3 protein-coding genes are annotated in these 4,396 nt (G+C 55.6%); all 3 read left to right on the plus strand.

Annotated elements, in window-relative coordinates; translation table 11 throughout:
* Positions 1 to 248 precede the first annotated feature (248 nt).
* The 3 genes from O2S87_RS18135 to O2S87_RS18145 all read left to right on the plus strand — a co-directional run bounded on the left by O2S87_RS18135 (position 249) and on the right by O2S87_RS18145 (position 4,165).
* Positions 249 to 1,553 carry a substrate-binding domain-containing protein gene (locus tag O2S87_RS18135; RefSeq protein WP_475410143.1) on the plus strand — a complete coding sequence of 435 codons (1,305 nt, stop codon included), beginning with the start codon at positions 249 to 251 and terminating at the stop codon, positions 1,551 to 1,553.
* A gap of 14 nt (positions 1,554 to 1,567) precedes the next feature.
* A complete protein-coding gene (locus O2S87_RS18140) occupies positions 1,568 to 3,160 on the plus strand; it encodes a sugar ABC transporter ATP-binding protein (protein WP_475410144.1) in 1,593 nt (530 codons plus the stop codon).
* 99 nt (positions 3,161 to 3,259) lie between these two features.
* Complete coding sequence (locus O2S87_RS18145; RefSeq protein ID WP_475410145.1) at positions 3,260 to 4,165, plus strand: ABC transporter permease; 906 nt, start codon at positions 3,260 to 3,262, stop codon at positions 4,163 to 4,165.
* The last annotated feature ends 231 nt before the right edge of the window (positions 4,166 to 4,396 follow it).

The raw sequence follows: 4,396 nt of genomic DNA on the forward strand, positions 1-4,396 counted from the left end.
ACACTGTCGTATTGTTGACCGCTTCGACTTCATATCGACAGAAGGCGTCCAATTGCATACAACTTTCACGGAAACTGGACGGAGAAAGCACCGAGAGTGCGATTAATTAGCGGCGCAACGAGGCAAACGTAGTTCAGGTGCGGTTGTCCGCTGACGCCAAGCTGCTGAATTCTCATACATTTATAATAAACCATGACAGATTCCCAAATCTATTTATACTCATCCCCAAAATTGGTGAGTGAGTCAACATGGTGAAAAATAGCACAAACCATTCAAGACGAAAGTTTATCAAATCGACAGCAATTACGGGTTCGGTCGCCGCACTCGGTGGATTAGCTGGCTGTACAGGTGGTAGTGATGATGAAAGTTCTAATGGTGATTCGGGTTCGGGTTCATCAATGGGTTCGATCGAAAATCTTGAGAACTCGTACTGGCTTTCGTGGGAAAAGGGGTACGAAGAGGCTTGCGAGGCGCTCGGATACGATACAGACCTTCAGACGAACGAGGCGAGCGTTGACACGCAGACACAACAGTTCGATACGGCGATTTCTAGCGAAAGAGATTTTATCGTCGGACAGACATTCACAAACTCGGCGTCGATCTCACTGGCCGAAGCGTGCGTAGAAGCTGGCATGCCAACCGTACTCGCGGTCACCGTCGCGGAGTGGTATACGCCGCAGGACGCCGGCGATGAATACATCTCGTTCTTCGCACCGCACTTCGTCAATCACGCGTACGCCGCGGCGAAGATCCTCTTCGAGGCGATGGGTGGCGAAGGAGGGTTCGTCCACATCGAGGGGAACCGTGGAACGGCTCCGAACACTGGCCGAAACAAGGGTGTCGACTTGGCGATGGAGGAGTACCCTGACATCGAGATGCTTGGGGACCGCCTCCAAGGGAACTTTGTCCGTGGTGAAGCACGCGACGCGATGTCCGACAAGATATCGCAGTACGGTGACGATATCGAGGGATTCTTCGGACAGAACGACGCCGTCGCCATCGGTGGGCAGACCGTTCTCGATGAGAACGACATCGATGTGCCGATCGTCGGTATCGACGCCGGGGAACCCGGTCTCGAACGGATCGAAGAGGGTTCGATGACGGCGTCGGTGTCCGGGATGGGTCCGTGGCAGGCTGGCTGGTCAGTCGTTCTGTGCCACGACTACATCAACGGACACGAAATAAGTGGCGCCGAGAAGATGATGGCGTTCAACGCACCGGTCTGCGTGCAAGACCCCGACGAGTGGCGCGACACCGTCGACGGCCTACTCCCTGTAGTGTCCGCATCGGACTATTACGAAGCTATCTTTGAAGGTGAGACCCCTTACGACTGGGAGAAGATGTCAGTCACAGAAGCGGGCGAAGACGACTGGGATCCACAAATCGACGTCCAGCCGATGGACCTTGAGGGCATCAAAGAGGTTCTCGACTGGAAGGACTCTGACATGCCGGACGGCTACGAGCTTCCAAGTGTGTACACTGACGATGAAGCACAACAAGAGGTCACGGAGCTGTATGAGAACCGCTTCCAGAACAACCCGCTCAGTGAATAAGTAAAGTCCAATTCATGTCAGACACAACGATATCATCGGCCGAGACCGACGCCTCGACGAGCGGCGAGATGTCGATGCGGGGAGGTTCGAGCGACAGAACCAGTTTCCGCGTCGAGGGAATCTCGAAGTCGTTCCGTCACGTCCAGGCACTGTCGGACGTATCGCTCGAAGTCAACCGCGGTGAGGTGATCGGTCTCGTCGGCGAGAACGGTGCTGGCAAAAGCACCTTACTAAACATCCTCACGGGTGTCTTCGGTCCCGACGAAGGGACGATATACGTCGACGGCGAACCGGTCGAGTTGAAAAGTCCGCGCGAGGCGGCCGACTACGGTGTCTCGCTCGTCCACCAAGAACAAGACGTCATCAATAACTTCCGTGGCTACGAGAACCTCTATCTCGCCCGGGAGAAGGAGCGATTCGGCGTCCTCAATCAGGACGAGATGAGAGAGGAGGCACAGACCTTCGTCGACCAACTCGGCATCGACATCGACGTAAACGAGTTCGTCGCGAACTACTCGTTCAATGAACGCCAGATGCTCGAGATTGCCAAAGCGTTCCACGCCTCTCAGAAGTCGGATAACCCAGTCATCCTTCTCGACGAGCCGACCGCTGGACTTGAGGAATCGGGCCGCGAAGTACTCTTCGACCTCATCGAGGACCTCCGCGAACAGGCGACGTTCGTGTTTGTCTCGCACGAACTCGACGAAGTGTTGCGCGTTTCCGACCGCATCTACGTGCTCAAAGACGGCGAACTGGTCGACGAGTTTCGAGCGTCCGAGGCAACGACGGACGAGATCCAACAGCGGATGGTCGGACGCAAAGCCTCAGAAAGCTACTACCGTGTTCCAGACCAGCGTGTTGCGACCGATCTCGGTGAGGAGACGTTCTCGGTCGAGAACTTGACCTACGATGATGAAATCGGTCCGGTGTCGTTCTCGGTTCGCAGCGGAGAGATTTTCGGCATCGTCGGCGTAGATGGATCGGGTAAACAGCGACTCGGCCGTCTCTTAGCGGGTGACCTCGTGAACACCGGCGGCATCATCCGTGTTGAAGGGACTACCCTCGAGAAGACTTCCGTCTCTGATATGGTGGACTTGGGAGTGGGCTACATCCCCAAGGATCGAAAGTCGGAGGGGCTGTTGCTGTACCAATCCGTCCGAACGAACACGTCGCTCGCGATGGTGCGGGACATGAACGGAAGCCTTCCGCTGTTGAACCTCAAAGCGGAGGACCAAGCGACTGAGGACGCCATCAAAGAACTCAACATCAAAACTCCCGGTCCGGAGGCTCTCACCCACGGGCTGAGCGGCGGGAATCAACAGAAGGTCGTCATCGGTCGCTGGCTCGCCCAGGGCACCCCGATACTCGTGATGGACAACGTCACACGTGGTATCGATGTAGGCGCGAAAGAAGAAGTGTACCGGCTCTGCCGAGAACTAACCGACCAAGGTGTTTCTATCGTATTCATCGGTGACGAACTTCCTGAAGTCATCGGGATGTCGAACAGGATCGCCGTGATGAGAAACGGACAGTTCGTCGGCGAACCGTTTGACGCTGCCCCAGGAAATAAACCGACCGAAGAAGAACTAATAAAGGAGATGATCTAAATGAGTACCGACGCCCCTAATGCGATTCGACAGTGGTTCGACCGACAGCGGGAACAGCGGACGCTTCAGGACTGGATCACCGACGTCGGTCCGTTCGTCATGCTGTTCTTCCTCATGGGGTTGTTCACTGTCACCAGTGATCAGTTTCTGACCAGAGGGAATCTCATCAACAATGTCGCCAAGAACAGCGCGATCCTCTTGCTGGTGGCCCTGGCGGGGACGTTCCCCATCCTCCAGCAGAGTATTGACCTTTCGGTCGAATCCATGGTCACGCTGACTGGCGTCGTAACCGTGGTCCTTCTTTCCGAGTTCCAGTTGGGACTGCTGGCCATTCCGATCGCTATTGGTGTCGGGATGCTCGCCGGGTTTGTCAACGGGTTTGTGTTCACAAAGCTGAAGGTCCCCTCGTTTCTCGTCACGCTTGGTACACTGTCGATACTGATAGGATTCGCGCTCATGATAACCGGCGGGTCGACTATCACGTTCCGTGACCAGGCGATCCGCCAAATCGCACAAGGAACGTGGATTCCGGGGGTTCCAAACCTCGTGATGTGGGCACTCCTCACTTACGGAGGGACCGTCTTTCTCGCCTGGCGGACGAAGTTCGGCCGCTACTGCTTCGCGCTCGGAGAGAACGAACGCGTCGTCGAACTCGCAGGCGCAAAGGTTGACCGGTACAAGATCTACCCATTCGTCCTCTCGGGCCTGCTCTGCGGGTTGGCCGGTGTGTTGCTGACGCTCCGTATCTCGTCGGCATCACCGGACATCGGGACTGGCTATATGTTGGAGAGTATTGCGGCGGTCGTCATGGGTGGGACTGCACTGACTGGCGGTGTGGGTGGTCCGCACCGAACCATTCTCGGCGTCTTAGTCATCGCCGTGCTAGGAAACGGCATGAATCTCAATCAGATTGATCCGTTCGTCCAGGAGATTATCCTCGGTATCGTGGTCGTCAGTGCCGTTGCACTGTCCATTGACCGTAATAAGATTGACGTGGTGAAGTAAGCAGTTTTCTCTGCTTCGCCCGACCCAACATTCTATCGGTCGCTTCTGACGACGTGTCGACCAGATCAGTCCCAGATTCGATAACGGGCAGTAACTGTTTAATCACTTGACTTCGCACGTTAGACGAAGATGCCCTCGATTTGTTGCATTAGCTCGTCGGTACTTCGGTTCGGACTGTTGAGTGCCCAGGAAAGGAGATTTTCGACGCCTTCACGGAAGGAACGTTTGATA

The organism is Halohasta sp. A2 (assembly GCF_056175805.1).